Annotated in this window: 14 protein-coding genes and 1 riboswitch; of the genes, 4 read left to right on the top strand and 10 right to left on the bottom strand. The window is 51.0% G+C overall.

What is annotated here, in order from left to right; genetic code table 11:
* Nucleotides 1-69: 69 nt before the first annotated feature.
* A complete protein-coding gene (locus HAV38_RS11800) occupies nucleotides 70-2,352 on the bottom strand; it encodes a UvrD-helicase domain-containing protein (protein ID WP_168055595.1) in 2,283 nt (760 codons plus the stop codon).
* 408 nt (nucleotides 2,353-2,760) lie between these two features.
* Between HAV38_RS11800 and HAV38_RS11795 the strand changes: the two genes are divergently transcribed.
* Nucleotides 2,761-4,035 (top strand): MFS transporter, encoded by a 1,275-nt coding sequence (locus tag HAV38_RS11795; RefSeq protein WP_168055594.1) that lies wholly within the window; start codon nucleotides 2,761-2,763, stop codon nucleotides 4,033-4,035.
* Between the two features lie 167 nt (nucleotides 4,036-4,202).
* Nucleotides 4,203-4,727, top strand: a complete 525-nt coding sequence (locus tag HAV38_RS11790; RefSeq protein WP_168055593.1) for a Dps family protein — start codon at nucleotides 4,203-4,205, stop codon at nucleotides 4,725-4,727.
* A 98-nt stretch (nucleotides 4,728-4,825) separates the two neighbouring features.
* Here HAV38_RS11790 and thiE read toward each other — a convergent pair whose 3' ends face one another.
* The 5 genes from thiE to thiC all read right to left on the bottom strand — a co-directional run bounded on the left by thiE (nucleotide 4,826) and on the right by thiC (nucleotide 9,343).
* Nucleotides 4,826-5,446 (bottom strand): thiamine phosphate synthase, encoded by a 621-nt coding sequence (thiE, locus tag HAV38_RS11785; protein ID WP_168055592.1) that lies wholly within the window; start codon nucleotides 5,444-5,446, stop codon nucleotides 4,826-4,828.
* The gene (gene thiD, locus HAV38_RS11780; protein WP_168055591.1) at nucleotides 5,443-6,309 is read right to left on the bottom strand and encodes a bifunctional hydroxymethylpyrimidine kinase/phosphomethylpyrimidine kinase; all 867 of its coding nucleotides are present in this window, start codon (nucleotides 6,307-6,309) and stop codon (nucleotides 5,443-5,445) included. The genes thiE and thiD overlap by 4 nt, the downstream gene beginning before the upstream one ends.
* Nucleotides 6,306-7,145, bottom strand: coding sequence for a thiazole synthase (locus HAV38_RS11775; RefSeq protein ID WP_221313830.1), 840 nt, complete (start codon nucleotides 7,143-7,145; stop codon nucleotides 6,306-6,308). Before HAV38_RS11775 ends, thiD begins: the two co-directional genes overlap by 4 nt.
* Nucleotides 7,146-7,220: 75 nt before the next feature.
* Nucleotides 7,221-7,421: a sulfur carrier protein ThiS gene (thiS, locus tag HAV38_RS11770; RefSeq protein ID WP_184013431.1), complete on the bottom strand. Its 201-nt coding sequence runs from the start codon at nucleotides 7,419-7,421 to the stop codon at nucleotides 7,221-7,223.
* Nucleotides 7,422-7,429: 8 nt separating this feature from the next.
* Entirely contained in the window at nucleotides 7,430-9,343 is a 1,914-nt protein-coding gene (gene thiC, locus HAV38_RS11765) for a phosphomethylpyrimidine synthase ThiC (RefSeq protein WP_168055589.1), read from the bottom strand.
* Between the two features lie 112 nt (nucleotides 9,344-9,455).
* Nucleotides 9,456-9,597: riboswitch (TPP riboswitch) on the bottom strand.
* Between the two features lie 274 nt (nucleotides 9,598-9,871).
* Between thiC and HAV38_RS11760 the strand changes: the two genes are divergently transcribed.
* Together HAV38_RS11760 and HAV38_RS11755 are read left to right on the top strand one after the other, a co-directional pair.
* Nucleotides 9,872-12,691, top strand: coding sequence for a valine--tRNA ligase (locus HAV38_RS11760; protein ID WP_168055588.1), 2,820 nt, complete (start codon nucleotides 9,872-9,874; stop codon nucleotides 12,689-12,691).
* A 108-nt stretch (nucleotides 12,692-12,799) separates the two neighbouring features.
* Nucleotides 12,800-13,246 carry a DUF2147 domain-containing protein gene (locus HAV38_RS11755; protein ID WP_168055587.1) on the top strand — a complete coding sequence of 149 codons (447 nt, stop codon included), beginning with the start codon at nucleotides 12,800-12,802 and terminating at the stop codon, nucleotides 13,244-13,246.
* 394 nt (nucleotides 13,247-13,640) lie between these two features.
* On the opposite strand, the gene HAV38_RS11750 is transcribed toward HAV38_RS11755, so the two are convergent.
* The 4 genes from HAV38_RS11750 to ruvA all read right to left on the bottom strand — a co-directional run bounded on the left by HAV38_RS11750 (nucleotide 13,641) and on the right by ruvA (nucleotide 16,889).
* Complete coding sequence (locus HAV38_RS11750; RefSeq protein ID WP_184013427.1) at nucleotides 13,641-14,483, bottom strand: 2-keto-4-pentenoate hydratase; 843 nt, start codon at nucleotides 14,481-14,483, stop codon at nucleotides 13,641-13,643.
* An 81-nt stretch (nucleotides 14,484-14,564) separates the two neighbouring features.
* On the bottom strand, nucleotides 14,565-15,023 hold the full coding sequence (locus tag HAV38_RS11745) for a YaiI/YqxD family protein (RefSeq protein WP_168055585.1): 459 nt from the start codon (nucleotides 15,021-15,023) through the stop codon (nucleotides 14,565-14,567).
* Nucleotides 15,024-15,090: 67 nt separating this feature from the next.
* Nucleotides 15,091-16,143 (bottom strand): Holliday junction branch migration DNA helicase RuvB, encoded by a 1,053-nt coding sequence (ruvB, locus tag HAV38_RS11740; protein WP_168055584.1) that lies wholly within the window; start codon nucleotides 16,141-16,143, stop codon nucleotides 15,091-15,093.
* A gap of 167 nt (nucleotides 16,144-16,310) precedes the next feature.
* Nucleotides 16,311-16,889 (bottom strand): Holliday junction branch migration protein RuvA, encoded by a 579-nt coding sequence (ruvA, locus tag HAV38_RS11735; RefSeq protein ID WP_168055583.1) that lies wholly within the window; start codon nucleotides 16,887-16,889, stop codon nucleotides 16,311-16,313.
* Nucleotides 16,890-17,109: the final 220 nt, after the last annotated feature.

Raw genomic sequence — 17,109 nt, 5'->3', positions numbered from 1 at the left:
TAAGGCCGGGTTGCGCAAGGCGGCTAGAAAGCACATCGCCGCTGGAGCGGTTTTACGTTAGTCAGGTGTTTAAACCTTCTCCAACTTGGCAACCGTCAGGTCTAGCAATTTCATCCCATGTTTGCCAAAGTTAATCTGTGCACGCGCGCTGTCGCCACTGCCTTCGATGTTAACAATGACGCCCTCGCCAAACTTCAGATGGGCAACGTTCTCACCGATGCGCCAGCCCAGATCAAGTTTGGTAAATTTGTTGGCAATCGTATTCGCCCCAAACTGCGGCTCGTCTACCCATGCCGCTTTCGGGTGGGCAAACCAGCTATGTTGCGGTGCCTGTATTTTGGGCGACAACCACTTCAGCGCCTGCTCCGGCAACTCGTCAAAAAACCGCGAGCGCAAGTTATACCGGGTCTGACCGTGCAGCATGCGCGTTTGCGAAAAACTCATGTAAAGACGCTTCTTTGCACGCGTGATGGCAACGTACATCAGACGCCGCTCTTCCTCCACGCCGGATTCTTCCTTCTGCGAATTTTCATGAGGAAACAAACCTTCTTCCAATCCTGTGATGAATACTGCCTCAAACTCCAGTCCCTTGGATGAGTGGACGGTCATCAGTTGCAAAGCGTCTTGTCCCGTTTTAGCCTGATTGTCGCCCGCCTCCAGTGAAGCATGTGACAAGAAGGCTGACAGTGGCGACATAATGAACGACAGTCGCGCATCGGCATCGATAATCTCAATCCCGTCCGCAGTCGTAATGGAAGCCGCGGCGAGCACATCGGCTTGCGGACCTGACAAAGCGGGCGCGTTGTGTCCGAAACCTTCTTCCGCAACGAACAGCGTCGCAGCGTTGACCAGTTGCTCCAGATTCTCAATACGATCCGCCCCCTCTCTTTCCGACCGGTAATGGGTAATCAGGCCACTCATGTCGAGCATGATTTGTATCATCTCCGGCAGCGGCAGATGCTGCGCTTCGAAACGCGTGCCTTCAATTAATTTAAGAAAAGCGCCAAGAGAAGCACCCGCCTTGCCCGCCACATAGGGGACCGCTGCATATAACGAAATCCCTTGCTGGCGGGCCGCATCTTGCAGATGCTCGAGCGAACGTGCGCCGATCCCCCTGGTCGGAAAATTCACTACCCGTAAAAATGCGGAGTCGTTGTGCGGGTTGTCCATCAATTGCAAATAGGCGATCGCGTGCTTGACTTCTGCGCGCTCAAAATAGCGTTGCCCTCCATATACCCGGTACGGAATCCCTGCTGAAAACAAGGCATGCTCAATCACCCGCGACTGTGCGTTAGAGCGATACAGAATCGCAATTTCGCTACGCGTCGCACCCTCATTGATGAGGCTTTTGGCCTCCTCTATGATCCACTGCGCTTCCAGCAAATCGCTGGTGGATTCGTAGATTCTGACCGGCTCACCGTGACCGGCATCAGTGCGTAAATTTTTTCCCAGGCGCTTGCTATTGTTGGCAATCAGCGTGTTGGCGGAATCCAGAATATGGCCGTGCGAGCGATAATTTTGCTCCAGCTTGATCAAATTTTCGACCTTGAACTCGCGCTCAAAAGTGCTCATGTTGCCGACGTTGGCACCACGAAACGCATAAATACTTTGATCGTCATCGCCAACGGCAAAGACCGTGCCGCCCTGCCCTGCCATCAACTTCAACCATTTATACTGCAGATCGTTGGTATCCTGAAACTCATCGACCAGAATATGCTTGAAGCGGGCTTGATAATGCTCACGCAACGGTTGATTTCTGGCCAGTAATTCATAGGTACGCAATAATAATTCCGCAAAATCAACAACGCCCTCACGCTGACATTGTTGATCATATAACGCATAGAGTTCGACAAATTTGCGGTTGTAATCGTCGCTGACATCAACCTGATGCGCCCGCAGACCCTGATCCTTGGCACCATTAATAAAATACATCAAGTTGCGCGGCGGATATTTTTCATCGTCAATATTTAATGACTTGAGAAGACGTTTAATTGCCGATAGCTGGTCTTGTGAATCGAGTATCTGAAACGTCGCGGTCAGGCCAGCGTCTTTATGATGGGCGCGCAGCAGACGATTGCATAAGCCGTGAAAAGTACCAATCCACATCCCGCGTGTATTTATCGGCAACATCGCCGACAACCTCATCATCATTTCCTTGGCCGCTTTGTTGGTAAAGGTGACGGCCAGCACGCCAGACGGGGAGACCTGTCCGGTTTGAATTAGCCACGCAATACGCGTAATGAGCACGCGCGTCTTGCCTGATCCTGCACCGGCAAGAATCAATGCGGGCTGGGCTGGCAAGGTAACGGCGGCGAGTTGTTCGGGATTGAGGTTCAAAAGGAGATTTTGCATCTCACCATTATAAGCTGCGTGGCAGCTCAGGAAGCGGATTTACGAAGTTCGGACTAAGACACGTCAAACCGTTCCGGAAATCAGGGGCGACTCGGAATCCCTGCCGTTTTGCGGGCCAGCAAGCGATAATCAGGACACGAGAGTAAAATAGTGTCTTGCATTAAAGTAAAGTTGTGATTTGCATCATGAAATTGAGGCACCGTTTTGGATTTACAACTATTAAAATCACTGCTTAATTACTGGTTATGATTATTGATTAACTACTGATTAGATATCACCGAATTGCGATAACAACGTGCGATTTGTTAGTGCTGGCCACTGTTTCTGTAACAATCATTTATCTAGTCTTTTTATACACCATTGGTTGTCGCCAATCTCAAATCGATCACCTTCTTTACGTTGCCTACTATGCTCGAACAAGCCCGCTTGAAACGCGTCCCACCGTCAGTTTCAAAGCATGGTGATTCACCTGTTTCACCGCCCGATCTGCAACCTCTGTCAGAGAGCGCGGTCACGTTCCATATCATCTCTACTTCTTTTTTCACGTTTATCTGCTACCTGTCGATAGGTTTGCCGTTAGCCGTCCTGCCCGGCTATGTTAACGTCGATCTCGGCTACAGTTCCGTCATCGCAGGTCTCGCCATTAGCGTTCAGTATCTGGCAACCATGTTAAGCCGCCCGCGTGCCGGTCGCCTTGCCGATTCGGTCGGCCCCAAAACCTCGGTTCTATATGGCTTGATAGGATGCGGCGTTAGCGGTGCTGTTCTAATAGTAGCAGCATTGCTGATGCCGATACCGTGGCTTAGTCTGGTGGTATTAATGCTCGGGCGACTAGTGCTCGGTTGCGCCGAAAGTCTGGTCGGTACCGGTGCCATTGCATGGGGTATTGGTCGCGTAGGCGCTCAACACACTGCGCGAATGATTTCCTGGAATGGTATCGCTACTTACGGCGCGCTAGCAGCAGGTGCGCCGCTTGGCGTGGTTATTGTGCACGCCTGGGGCTTATCGTGGGTTGGCGTTATCATCGCCGTTTTATCTGTCCTGGGCTATTATTTAGCACGGCGTAAACAGGCTACGGCGGTCATCAAAGGCGAGCATCTCTCGTTCAAAAGCGTATTGCGACGCGTGTTACCCCATGGCATCGGCCTGGCTCTCGGCTCCATTGGATTTGGGTCGATCGCTACCTTCATCACACTTTTTTACGCCAGCCATCATTGGTCTAATGCCGCTTTCGCCCTGACCTTGTTTGGTAGTGCTTTTGTAGGTGCCCGATTACTCTTTAGCGGTGCGATCGGTCGTTTTGGCGGGTTCCGGGTTGCGGTTGCCTGCTTTGCCATTGAGGCGCTCGGATTGCTATTACTCGGATTCTCTACCGCCTCTTGGGTGGCACTGTGCGGCGCCGCGCTCACAGGCTTCGGTTTTGCGCTAGTTTTTCCCTCACTGGGCGTCGAAGCGGTGCGCACCGTACCGCAACACAATCGTGGCAGTGCGTTGGGTACCTACTCCATGTTTTTAGACGTTGCGCTCGGCATTACCGGACCGCTGGCCGGATTGATCGCCACCGCGTTTGGTTACCCCGAAGTGTTTCTGTTTGCCTCACTCGCCTCGCTGGGGGGGATCGCGCTGACAATTCTGCTGTATCGGCGCTCGGAGCAGGCGATGGGAAATATGTCGGTAGACTAAAAATCTCCTGCGCAATCTCCCGCTATGAAAGTAATCTTGCTCCCGCAGGTTCCTTTCGGGCTGATGGACATAAAACACGCTATCGCGCGAATTGACATAGAATGGGTCCGGCACAGGATACAAGCCTCTCGGCAAATTCCAAAACCAGTCCTAGAAGGAGCAATGCAATGGCAAAGTTAGCTACAAAAGTAATTACAAAGGTAGTTGCAAAGAAAAGCGTCGCGGTCATTAATATCGGCATCAACGATAAAGATCGCAAGAAAATTGCAGACGGTCTCAGCAAACTGCTGGCCGACACTTATACGTTATATTTAAAAACGCATAATTTTCACTGGAACGTGACTGGGCCAATGTTCAATACATTGCACCTGATGTTTGAGGGGCAATATACCGAGTTGTCATTAGCCGTTGATTTGATTGCCGAACGTATTCGTGCTTTGGGCTATCCTGCGCCAGGTTCGTACAGCGCGTTTGCCAAGCTATCATCTATTCCTGAAGCCGTAGGTGTTCCCAATGCGACTGAAATGATTCGACAACTGGTCGCAGGCCAAGAATCGGTCACGCGCACTGCGCGTTCAATTTTTCCGGTTGTGGATGCTGCATCGGATGAGCCAACTGCCGATCTGTTGACCCAACGCATGCAGTTGCATGAAAAAAATGCATGGATGTTGCGCAGTTTGCTGGAAGGCTGATTTATTCTTATCAGTATTATTTTATTCAATATTAAATACGGCGCACGCAGCGCCGTTTTTAATATATCAAATCCATCGATCTGCAATCTGCCAACCTTCTAAATTGCAAACAAATCGGCAAATTGGCGTGCTGCAGCGACCGGATCATTCGCCAGATAAACGCTGCTGATCGCGGCGACCATATCGGCACCGGCGGCGACTAACGGCGTAGCGTTTTGTACCGTCATGCCACCGATAACCACGTTTGGTAACGCAATTACGGACTTAGCTTCGGTCACGATTGCTGCTTGCGTAGACACTTCGTATTGCTTAACCCGCGACGGGTAAAATCCACCAAATGCTACGTAGCTTGCGCCAGAACTAACCGCAGCATGCGCCAACTCCACACTGCCATAGCAAGATGTGCCAACAATTTTGTTCGGGCCGACTTGGGCGCGAATGTCGGCAACACTGGCATCCGTACCGCCAACATGAATCCCATCCGCATCCAGTGCCAGACAAAGATCAACGTCATCATTGATGATAAACGGTCGCTGATAGCGACGGCATAATGCGAACAATAACGTAGCCTGTACTGCTCGCAACGCAGTCCCTGCTGTCTTGTGGCGATATTGCAGTATGGCTGCTCCGCCTTGTAATGCTTGCTCACTTACTTCCAGCAACTTAGCCGTGTCATACCAGTCGGGAGTGACAATATAGAGGCCTTTCAGTGATTTCATTCTTGCTCCTTCGCTCGCTGCGTAGATGGCAGCATCGCCGTTAAACGATTCGGAATGCGTTGGCCATCGGCAATCGCATACGACGAGCTCAACGTTTGCTGACAGTAAGTTTGCGCGGCGGCAATCGCGTGTTCCATGGACATTCCCTGCGCCAGCAAACCGGCTAATGCTGCCGCTAACGTGCAACCACTGCCGTGAAACTCCCCCGGCAAGCGCGGCCAGCGCCAACTCTGATTTCGATCCTGCGTTCGGCTATACCAACGATTCAGCACATGATCCTGCTCCGGCCCGTGCCCACCTTTTAGCAATACATGCTGACAACCCCGCGCCAACAATTGTTTCGCCTGATCGTCAGGATCGCCATCCTCGTCAGCGGCAACACCACACAAACGGTTGGCCTCAATCCGGTTCGGTGTGATCACCGTCGCCAACGCAAACAAAGGTGCCAGCGCGGCTATCGGATCTTCCGTCGAGAGAGTGTCACCGGCGCCGTTCGCCAATACCGGATCAAACACCACAGGTAAATCAGGCAAGCGCGTACGTAAGTCGCGGATGATGGCAGCGATCACTTCGGCATTGGCGCGATTGCCGACAATACCAATTTTTACTGCTGCAATGGCGATCCGATCCACCAATACCTGAGCCTGTTGCCGGACCAGATCAGCTGCCACGGGATAGACCCCAAAAACATGCTGATTGTCCTGCACCGTCAGTACCGTTACTACGGACATCGGATGCGCGCCCTGTGCGGCTATCGCCGTGATATCTGCCTGCAGACCCGCACCACCGCTCGGATCTGAGCCGGAAAAAATCAGAACGCAGGGCGGCCTCGCAAGCTTGAGCCGACTATCTGGCCCGGTCACACGATACGTCCGGCCATTGGTGACGACGGCGAGGCCATGAAGCGCTTAGGAATTCGTCCCGCCAGAAAAGCCTCGCGCCCGGCCTCTACCGCCAATCGCATCGCGCGCGCCATGCGAATCGGATCGCGTGCGCCGGCAATTGCGGTATTCATCAATACGCCATCGCATCCCAGTTCCATCGCTATAGCGGCGTCAGAGGCAGTGCCGACTCCTGCATCGACCAGTACCGGGACCTTGGACTGCTCAATGATCAGCGACAAATTCCACGGGTTTAAAATACCCATGCCGGACCCAATCAGTGAGGCCAGCGGCATGATGGCAACACAACCGATTTCTTCCAGAATACGGGCCTGAATCGGATCATCGCTGCAATACACCATGACATCGAAACCGTCCTTGACCAGCGTCTCCGCAGCCTTCAAGGTCTCTGGCATATTGGGAAACAGGTTTTTTTCGTCACCCAGCACTTCCAGTTTTGCCAGCTTATGACCACCCAATAATTCTCGTCCCAGTTGTAACGTGTAGACCGCATCTTTGGCGGTGTAGCAACCGGCAGAATTAGGCAAAATCGTGTAGCGCGACGGCGGGACTACATCCAGTAAACTCGGCGCATTCGGGTCCTGCCCGATGTTGACCCTGCGAATCGCTACCGTGATAATTTCTGCACCGCTGGCTTCTGTCGCCGCGCGCGTTTCAGCCAGGTCGCGGTATTTTCCGCTACCGACTAACAGGCGTGAGCGATAGGTTTTTCCTGCAATCGTTAATCCAGCATTAGTTAAGCCAGCATTAGTTAAGCCAGCATTTTGTGTATCTGAGAAGGCATCGTTCGTGTTCATGATTCTTCCTTTCGTATTACTTTATACAATGCCGGGGTGCACGCAAATCTGCATACAGCCCGACTTGCATCGTGTCTAGCCACCACCGATAGCGCGCACCAGATCAACCTTGTCGTGCGGTTGCAACAGGTGTTGCGACCACATATGCGATGGCACCACCTGACGATTAACCGCGACGGCGATCGCTTTGCCAGATAACGCCAGCGCCGCGACTAACTGTTGCAACGACTGTGCGTCGGCAAGCTGATGTGGCGCGCCATTGAGTTCAATTTCCATCATCCGACTCACAGTTTTTTATAAATTTCTGCACCGTTTTTGATGAACTCGATGGACTTCACTTCCATCCCCTTTTTCAAGGCGGCGATCTCGGTAAGACCTTGCGCAGCAGCATACTCACGGACTTCCTGCGTGATTTTCATCGAGCAGAAATGCGGTCCGCACATCGAGCAAAAATGCGCTACTTTGGCTGAGTCCTTCGGCAAGGTTTCATCGTGAAATTCACGTGCTTTATCAGGGTCGAGACCAATGTTGAACTGGTCGTCCCAGCGGAATTCAAAGCGTGCTTTGGACAACGCATTGTCACGAATCTGTGCGCCAGGGTGACCCTTTGCCAAATCGGCGACGTGAGCCGCAATCTTGTAAGTGATGATACCGTCCTTGACGTCGGCCTTGTTCGGCAATCCCAGATGTTCCTTCGGCGTGACGTAACACAACATCGCGGTACCGTACCAGCCGATGGTGGCCGCACCGATGCCGGACGTGATGTGATCGTAACCCGGTGCGATATCGGTAGTCAGCGGTCCCAGCGTGTAGAACGGCGCTTCGTCGCACTGCTCCAATTGCAGGTCCATGTTTTCTTTGATCAAGTGCAGCGGTACGTGGCCGGGGCCTTCGATCATCACCTGAACATCGTGCTTCCACGCGATTTGGGTCAATTCACCCAGCGTTTTTAACTCGGCCAACTGGGCTTCATCGTTGGCATCGTAAATCGATCCCGGACGCAAACCATCGCCCAGACTGAACGACACGTCGTAGGCCTTCATGATCTGGCAGATGTCTTCAAAATGATCGTACAGGAACGATTCTTTATGATGCGCCAGACACCATTTAGCCATGATCGAACCACCGCGTGAGACGATACCAGTCAGACGCTTGGCAGTCATCGGCACGTATTGCAAACGCACACCGGCATGGATCGTGAAGTAATCTACACCTTGCTCGGCCTGCTCAATTAGCGTGTCGCGGAAAATTTCCCAGGTCAGGTCTTCGGCCTTACCATTGACCTTTTCCAACGCTTGATAAATAGGTACTGTACCAATCGGTACTGGCGAGTTACGGATGATCCACTCGCGCGTTTCATGGATGTGTTTGCCGGTCGACAAATCCATGACGTTGTCGCCGCCCCAGCGAATCGCCCATGTCATTTTTTCGACTTCTTCGCCGATGGATGACGTGACCGCTGAGTTACCAATATTGGCGTTAATTTTCACCAGAAAGTTACGCCCGATAATCATCGGCTCGACTTCGGGATGATTAATATTGGCAGGGATAATCGCACGACCGCGCGCGATTTCTGAACGCACGAACTCCGGCGTGATTTCTGCAGGAATGCTGGCACCGAACGATTGGCCCGGATGCTGGCGTCCCATTAAATCGGCCAGACGATTACCCATAGGGCCAGACGCCTTTAGCTCCTCCAGATATTCCTGACGGCGCATGTTTTCACGGATCGCAACATATTCCATTTCCGGCGTAATAATGCCTTGGCGCGCATAATGCATTTGCGAGACATTTTTACCTTCCTTGGCGCGGCGGGGCTTGCGGTGCAAATTAAAGCGCAGCTCGGCAAGCTTTGGATCATTGAGGCGCTCAACGCCATAATCGGAGCTTGGTCCAGGTAGTTCATCGGTGTCCTCACGTTCGACGATCCAAGGCGTGCGCGGTGTCGACAGACCAGAACGGATATCAATTTTGACGTCAGGATCAGAATAAGGGCCTGAGGTGTCGTACACATAGATCGGAGGATTTTTTTCCGCACCGAACGAGGCTTCTGTGTCGGACTGGGTGATTTGTCGCATTGGTACGCGAATATCCGGTCGCGATCCGGTGACATAGATTTTGCGGGAATTCGGTAGTGGCTGAATGGCGGCTTCATCCACCGTGGCAGTGGCGGACAGAAATTTTGGATTGGCGTTCATTTTGGCTCCTTTGCGTTGTTATCTCGGCGTGGGGCCAGCAAAGGAGTTTTCGAGAGGCGGCGGAATAATGGTGTATACGTTATAACGGTGTATACGTTTGATTAAGGCCAACAGCAAACTCGAACGGCTTCCCTTCGCTGGCATTACCCAGATCAGGTTCAGAGGGTGTTTCTCACCCGATTACTGGCGTTTTTAATCAACGTTTAGTACGTTACTTAATCCACACCGGGTAATCAGGACCCCTAGCATTTGCTGACTTAATAGACATCTTAAGGCAGCGAACTGAATTTTACACCCCCTGCCGGAGGTACGCAAAGATTTTTATTTGATCTTTCCGAGGCCAGAGTTCGACTGTATTTGCTGTGTTTTAACTAACAATATGCATACAAAACCAACGATTGAAAATCCAGAAAAAATAGGTGAAAGCGTTTTTTATTGTCGCGCAGTGCAAATATCTCACCGCCAGATACCGAAGCACGGCATGTCGTACTTTATAATCATTGTTTTAGCAGAAAACACCAATAAATCATGGAATTAGCCAAGTCTTTCGACCCTGCCGAGATTGAACAATTTTGGCGTAACGAGTGGGAAAAGCGCGGGTATTATGCCGCCACCACCGATGCGAGCAAACCATCTTTCAGCATTCAGTTACCGCCGCCGAACGTTACCGGCACTTTGCACATGGGCCACGCCTTCAACCAGACCATCATGGATGGGCTGGTGCGATATCATCGCATGCGCGGCTATAACACCGCGTGGATTCCGGGCACAGATCATGCTGGTATTGCGACGCAAATCGTCGTCGAACGCCAACTTGATGCGCAGAAAGTCTCGCGCCATGATTTGGGTCGTGAAAAATTCATCGAAAAAGTCTGGGAGTGGAAAGAAAAATCCGGCTCTGCTATCACTGGTCAGATGCGCCGTCTAGGTTCTTCTGCCGATTGGGACAGAGAATATTTCACCATGGACGCCGATTTGTCCGGCACCGTGACCGAAGTTTTTGTGCGCCTGTTTGAACAAGGTTTGATTTATCGCGGCAAACGCCTGGTAAACTGGGATCCGATGCTGGGCACCGCGGTTTCTGACCTAGAAGTAGTGTCGGAAGAAGAAGACGGCTCGATGTGGTACATCCACTATCCATTGGTCGATGGCAGCGGTCATTTGACGGTTGCCACCACGCGTCCGGAAACCATGTTGGGCGACAGCGCCGTCGCCGTTGATCCAACCGATGAACGCTATGCGCATTTGGTTGGCAAGATGCTGACGCTGCCATTATGCGGCCGTCAAATTCCGATCATTGCCGATGAATACGTCGACAAAGAATTCGGTACCGGTTGCGTCAAGATCACGCCAGCGCATGATTTTAACGACTATGCCGTCGGCCAGCGTCACCATTTGGACAAGCTCAGCATCCTGACATTGGACGCTAAAATCAACGATCAGGCGCCTTCACAATATCAAGGTATGGATCGGTTTGTTGCTCGTAAACAAATCGTCGCAGATCTTGATGCGTTAGGGTTGCTTGAGTCGGTAAAACCACATAAATTGATGGTGCCCCGTGGCGACAGGACCGGCGTCGTGATTGAACCAATGCTCACCGATCAATGGTTTGTGGCAATGAGTAAGCCTGCACCTGAAGGTACGCATTTCCCCGGGAAATCGATTGCTGAAGTAGCACTGGAAAAAGTTGCCAGCGGCGAGATTAAGATGGTCCCTGAAAACTGGACCACAACCTATAACCAATGGCTCAACAACATTCAGGACTGGTGCGTTTCGCGACAATTATGGTGGGGTCATCAGATTCCGGCGTGGTACGACGAAGATGGCAAAATCTACGTCGCCCGGACTGAGGCAGAGGCGCAGACCCAAGCTGGCGATAAAACTATCCGCCGCGATGACGATGTGCTGGATACCTGGTTCTCCTCAGCGCTGCTGCCTTTTTCGACGCTTGGCTGGCCGGCAGAAACACCGGATTACAAAATGTTCTTGCCGTCATCGGTACTAGTGACCGGCTTTGACATTATCTTCTTTTGGGTCGCGCGGATGGTCATGATGACCACGCACTTTACTGGCAAAGTCCCGTTCGGTACCGTCTACGTGCACGGTTTGGTGCGCGATGGTAGCGGCCAAAAAATGTCAAAATCCAAAGGCAACACACTCGATCCAATTGATTTGATCGATGGTATTGACGTTGAAACGCTGGTCGCCAAACGTACGACTGGCTTGATGAATCCTAAGCAAGCCGATAGCATCGCCAAGGCGACTCGCAAGGAATTTGCAGATGGCATCCCTGCGTTTGGTACCGATGCATTGCGCTTCACCTTTGCGTCGCTGGCAACACTCGGCCGGAATATCAATTTTGATCTGAGTCGTTGCGATGGTTATCGCAATTTCTGTAATAAATTATGGAATGCCACCCGCTTTGTTTTGATGAACACAGAAGGCAAGGATTGTGGTTTTGAAGGTCATACCGCTGGCGAATGCAACAAAGAGAAGCTGAATTTCTCTTACGCAGACCGTTGGATAGTTTCGCAATTGCAGCGCACCGAGATGGAAATCGCGAAGGGATTTACCGACTATCGCTTCGACAATATTTCGTCGGCTATCTATAAATTTGTCTGGGATGAGTATTGCGACTGGTATCTCGAAGTCGCCAAAATCCAGATGCAAAACGGCAGCGCGGCCCAGCAGCAAGCGACGCGTCGCACCTTGTTGCGAGTACTGGAAACCGTATTGCGCCTTGCGCATCCGATCATTCCATTTGTTACCGAAGCTTTGTGGCAAAGCGTCGCGCCTTTGACTGGTTACGTCATGGATCCGGCAGGTGATTCGATCATGCGTCAATCGTATCCCGAAGCGCGGCCGGATAAAATCGATGAAAAAGCCGAGGCGTGGATGACAGAACTGAAATCCCTGACCGATGCCTGCCGAAACCTGCGCGGTGAGATGCAATTGTCTCCGGCCCTGCGAATTCCGTTGATTATTGCTGGCGATACAGCATATAGGCCAGCGTTACAATCGTTCGCCCCTTACCTGCAAGGACTGGCGAAGTTATCCGAAGTGCAAGTATTAGAGGATTTCCCCGAGTCACCGGCACCTATTTCTATAGTGGGTAATGCTAAGCTGATGCTGAAGGTTGAAATTGATGTTGCCGCCGAGAGAGAGCGCCTGACTAAGGAGATCACTCGGTTGGATGCGGAAATTACAAAAGCGCAGGCGAAACTAAACAACGAAAGCTTTGTAGCCAGAGCGCCGGCACAGGTGGTTGCTCAGGAGCAAGAGCGCGTCGCTAATTTTTCTACCACTTTGATCAAACTGCGCGAGCAATTTAGCAAACTGAAGGATTAGCAACGGAGCACTCGTTGTAGTAAATCGTCATGCAAATCCCTGTGCGTAAGCGAATGTTGTCAACAATATCCACTTACGTACAATAAAAAAATAACGGAGATATTTGCAATGAAAAACAATTCACTCGGTATTCTGGTCGCTACTCTTTTGCTGGCAACCAGCGCCTTGGCACAAACGGCTTCGCCGGTAGGACTGTGGAAAAACATTGATGATACGACAGGCAAACCAAAAGCCTTGATTCGCATCACTGAATCAAATGGCGAGTTCTCCGGAAAAATAGAAAAACTATATCGCGAGGCACCCGAAGAGTTGAATCCTAAATGCGTTAAATGCGAAGGCGATAACAAAGACAAACCTATCATCGGCATGACGATGTTGCAAGGCATGAAGGCAGATGGCGCTGATTACGACGGCGGCACGATCCTTGATCCAGCGAACGGTAAAGTCTACAAAAGTAAAATGACCCTCATTGAAGACGGTAAAAAGCTCAATGTTCGCGGCTACATCGGTCTACCACTGATCGGCCGTACACAAACGTGGGTGCGTGAACAGTAAATCAGAATAATGCTTAATAAGTAAAAAATGCCACGTCAGTCATTGATTGCGCGGCTTTTTTTATTTTTGTTTGCGTTACCGGCTTCACCGAAAGGACTTCGAGACAACGCGCTAAGCACTTCAAAATTAGCGCTGAGCATGCGTCAGAGGCGCGTCGGACTGATTTTTTCCTATGAGCATTAACATCTCCGCCATAGTTTTAACTAATTTAATGGCCCAGCCAACTACGTAGCGCTCAAGAATTATTGTAAAGAGACGGCGAACCCGAGCAACGCTCTGTATGCCGCACGTTACGACGCAGGGCCAGCGGCGGTCAACGCAGCAACGGACACAGCCACGGAGTGCGGCCCGTATCACAATAAATTACGGGGAGTTGCTCAACTAGTACTACCGCCTACACAAACGACAAGGTCAACCCAGGTAGCGTAACCCCGGAAAATGCAGTCACCCAAGTTTGGCCTCGCTGTACCGGGTATGCATCGGTCCAGGTCCCGGTAGTTATGATTTCCCCAGCGGTAAGTGGAGCAAAATCTGGTTGGGTTTTAAGCAGTTGATGTAAATGCCAGACTGCATGCAATGGACTATCTAGCACATCACTACCAAAACCGGCGCCGCATAAGGTCACCGACTCGTCGGTACAACAGGACAGAGAGACGCTGGCGTTCGCAAGAATGTCGCCGAGATTACGCCGCGTGGCGGTCGACAGCACGTGTGGCTCACCAATGATCAACGTACCATGTAATCCGAACGCTGCAATAGCATCCGCGGCCTCGAACTTCCAGTCAGGATAGGGGCAGACTACTATTTCAAATGCATGTGCCATCCACTCAATGCAATCTGCCAGGTCGTTAATACTGGCATCGGGATCGGGAGTCGTCGCTAGCTTAAATACGATTTCTGGTTCAATTCGGGGTTGTAACGCACCTTCTAGGCTCTGAATGCCGCGATTATCATCGGCAAAACGGACTGTGCTATCAAAAATATGCGCCCATATCAATGCATCGATCGGCTCATTCACGCCATATTTAGGCCATAGCGTACGGTTAGTGAAGCCGAGCTTGCGTCCCTTAGGTACTTCTCCTTGACTAATACTGACGTCAAGAACACGTTTCGCTATGTCATAGCCGTCACTAAGTAACAACACTTCGCTAGTGGAAAACGGAGGTAACAATCGCGCCCGAGCGCGCGCGTCAATAAGCTGATGCGCGTACCGGTTTGCTTTGGTGGACATGAGCATGGTTCGCTTACACAAGTTGGTGAAGACTATCGCATTGTCTGTGACGTTTAATTTTTACACAAGCACGACTTATAAAATGGGCTATTTTTGTAAATATCGATCTAACTGCGCGGCAAAATAATGGCGGTCGCTTTGACTGAATGGGGGCGGGCCTCCAGTCTCGACACCCGATGCGCGCAATTCATCCATGAATTTTCTCATCGTTAAATGTTGCTGGATATTATCGTGCGTATAAAACTCGCCGCGCGGATTCAATGCATTGCCGCGGCCGCCGAGGACCTCCGCTGCTAGCGGAATATCGGCAGTAATCACTAAATCTTTGGGTTGCAACAAACGTAAAATTTCTTGATCAGCCACATCGAAGCCAGACGGTACCTGTATTGCGTGTATAAAACGCGACGCTGGCGTACGTAGCAATTTGTTGGCGACGAGAGTAGTGATAATTTGACGTCGATCGGCTGCGCGGAACAGGATTTCCTTAATCACATTGGGGCACGCGTCCGCATCAACCCATATCTGTGCCTGTCGGGATGGCGACATAACACCGTCCCGGTCTCGAATTGAATCCAGATTTGCCTCTCTGCCGATATTGTGTGGATCGCTAATTTTATCCCCACAATTCACCGTTGGGGCCAGTCTTGGGTGCACTAACACCAAAATGCGCGTAAGCCGCTGGGGTAGCAATTCTCCCTCTCGGCGTACGCTGAAGGAAGCCTTGCTGTATCAAATAGGGTTCTAATACGTCTTCGATAGTGTCGCGCTCTTCTCCGATCGCAGCCGCCAAGTTATCAAGTCCTACCGGACCGCCACCAAACTTGAACAGTACCGCTTCCAGTAACTTGCGATCCATGACGTCGAAGCCAACCGGGTCAACGTCCAGCATTACCAACGCAGCATCGGCGATCGCTTTTGTAATTTGACCATTCCCCTTCACCTCGGCGTAATCCCGAACCCGACGTAAAAGACGATTGGCGATCCGTGGTGTGCCACGGCTACGCTTGGCAATTTCAAAAGCGCCATCCCCGACTATCGGGGCATTGAGTAAAGCGGAACTGCGGGTAACGATCTTGGTAAGCTCTTCCGGCGTATAAAATTCCAACCTGGCGACGATGCCGAACCGGTCACGTAAGGGGTTGGTCAACATGCCCGCACGGGTTGTCGCGCCCACCAGCGTAAAGGGCTGCAAATCAAGGCGAACAGAACGCGCGGCAGGCCCTTCACCTATCATAATATCGATTTGATAATCTTCCAGTGCGGGATAAAGAATTTCTTCTACGACCGGTGAAAGCCGATGAATTTCATCGATGAACAACACATCATTGGCCTCCAGATTGGTAAGCAAGGCGGCCAAATCACCAGCACGCTCGAGCACAGGTCCAGAGGTTTGGCGTAAATTAACCCCCATTTCTCGGGCGATAATATGCGCCAGCGTGGTTTTACCTAACCCCGGAGGACCAAACAATAAAGTATGGTCCAGCGCTTCTTTACGCTGACGCGCGGCAGTAATAAAGATTTCCAGCTGCTCGCGGATTTTTTGCTGTCCTACATATTCATCCAGATGCTTCGGACGCAGGGCACGCTCAATCGCTTCTTCATTAGGAGAAGCGGGTGTAGCGGCGATAATTCGCTGCTCGGAGAAATCGTCGGTCTGAATGCTCATGTTCGGATAATAGCCGGACTCGGTAAGTTATTTAGAGTGAAGAACGCCCTACCAATATGTTTTAGAGGACTGCTCGGGTCGCTTATTATTTCTCTAGTGTTTTTTTATTACTTTTATTATGCTCTATGCGGTCTTCGTAACGGAGAGTTTCGCTATTGCACTTGACACTACAATTTCGATAACGCTTTCAGTGCTAACTTAATCCCCTCAGATACTGTGGTATCCCCTGGAATTTGCTTAAGTGCCAAAACCGCCTCTTTATCTGAATAACCTAGTGCCGCTAGTGCGTTTAAGATGTCTGCGGTTACGTCGCTCATCGCTTGCCCCCCTGCCGCGCCAATATCCGCCCCCAACTTTCCTTTAAGCTCCAGCAATAACCGTTCTGCGGTTTTCTTGCCTATGCCAGGGACCTTGGTAAGGCGGCCGGACTCTTGTAAAGTTATTGCGTGGACCAGATCGTGTACCGACATTCCAGATAAAATCGACAACGCCATGCGCGCACCGATACCGCTAATCTTAATCAACTGCTTGAATACGTTTCTTTCTTCCGATGTGCCGAACCCAAATAAAACGTGTGCATCTTCCCGAATTGCCAAGTGGGTGAGCAATACGACCTTTTCGCCCAGAGCAGGCAAATTATAAAAGGTGCTCATCGGCACGCCGACTTCATAGCCAACGCCGTTACAATCCACCAGCAACTGCGGGGGATTTTTTTCGAGCAAGATTCCGGAAAGACGACCTATCATCTTAATATCACCGTATAAAGAGTTTATGAAATGATACAGGACAACTGGTTAAAAACCCAGTGGTTGTGAATCTCATTATCAGATTTGTAGAGAGGATGTTATTTTCAGGCGTTGAAATGAGGGGTTGAGTAGGAAGTCATGCCATAACGCAAAGCATTTTTGCAAAGCAAAAACCCTCCCGGATTACTCCGGGAGGGTTTTTTAATAAGAGCCTGACGAT

This window comes from Glaciimonas immobilis, assembly GCF_011947285.1.
In the GTDB taxonomy this organism is placed as follows: Bacteria; Pseudomonadota; Gammaproteobacteria; order Burkholderiales; family Burkholderiaceae_D; genus Glaciimonas; species Glaciimonas immobilis.
The sequence above is the reverse complement of the archived record's forward strand: the minus strand, read 5'-3'. Positions and strand labels throughout refer to the sequence as shown.

Excerpts from the sequence above, each read along its gene's own strand:
- HAV38_RS11800 (WP_168055595.1), bottom strand. The coding sequence starts at position 2,352 with ATGCAAAATCTCCTTTTGAACCTCAATCCCGAACAACTCGCCGCCGTT.
- HAV38_RS11795 (WP_168055594.1), top strand. The coding sequence starts at position 2,761 with ATGCTCGAACAAGCCCGCTTGAAACGCGTCCCACCGTCAGTTTCAAAG.
- HAV38_RS11790 (WP_168055593.1), top strand. The coding sequence starts at position 4,203 with ATGGCAAAGTTAGCTACAAAAGTAATTACAAAGGTAGTTGCAAAGAAA.
- thiE (WP_168055592.1), bottom strand. The coding sequence starts at position 5,446 with ATGAAATCACTGAAAGGCCTCTATATTGTCACTCCCGACTGGTATGAC.
- HAV38_RS11775 (WP_221313830.1), bottom strand. The coding sequence starts at position 7,145 with ATGAACACGAACGATGCCTTCTCAGATACACAAAATGCTGGCTTAACT.
- thiS (WP_184013431.1), bottom strand. The coding sequence starts at position 7,421 with ATGGAAATTGAACTCAATGGCGCGCCACATCAGCTTGCCGACGCACAG.
- thiC (WP_168055589.1), bottom strand. The coding sequence starts at position 9,343 with ATGAACGCCAATCCAAAATTTCTGTCCGCCACTGCCACGGTGGATGAA.
- HAV38_RS11760 (WP_168055588.1), top strand. The coding sequence starts at position 9,872 with ATGGAATTAGCCAAGTCTTTCGACCCTGCCGAGATTGAACAATTTTGG.
- HAV38_RS11755 (WP_168055587.1), top strand. The coding sequence starts at position 12,800 with ATGAAAAACAATTCACTCGGTATTCTGGTCGCTACTCTTTTGCTGGCA.
- HAV38_RS11750 (WP_184013427.1), bottom strand. The coding sequence starts at position 14,483 with ATGCTCATGTCCACCAAAGCAAACCGGTACGCGCATCAGCTTATTGAC.
- HAV38_RS11745 (WP_168055585.1), bottom strand. The coding sequence starts at position 15,023 with ATGTCGCCATCCCGACAGGCACAGATATGGGTTGATGCGGACGCGTGC.
- ruvB (WP_168055584.1), bottom strand. The coding sequence starts at position 16,143 with ATGAGCATTCAGACCGACGATTTCTCCGAGCAGCGAATTATCGCCGCT.
- ruvA (WP_168055583.1), bottom strand. The coding sequence starts at position 16,889 with ATGATAGGTCGTCTTTCCGGAATCTTGCTCGAAAAAAATCCCCCGCAG.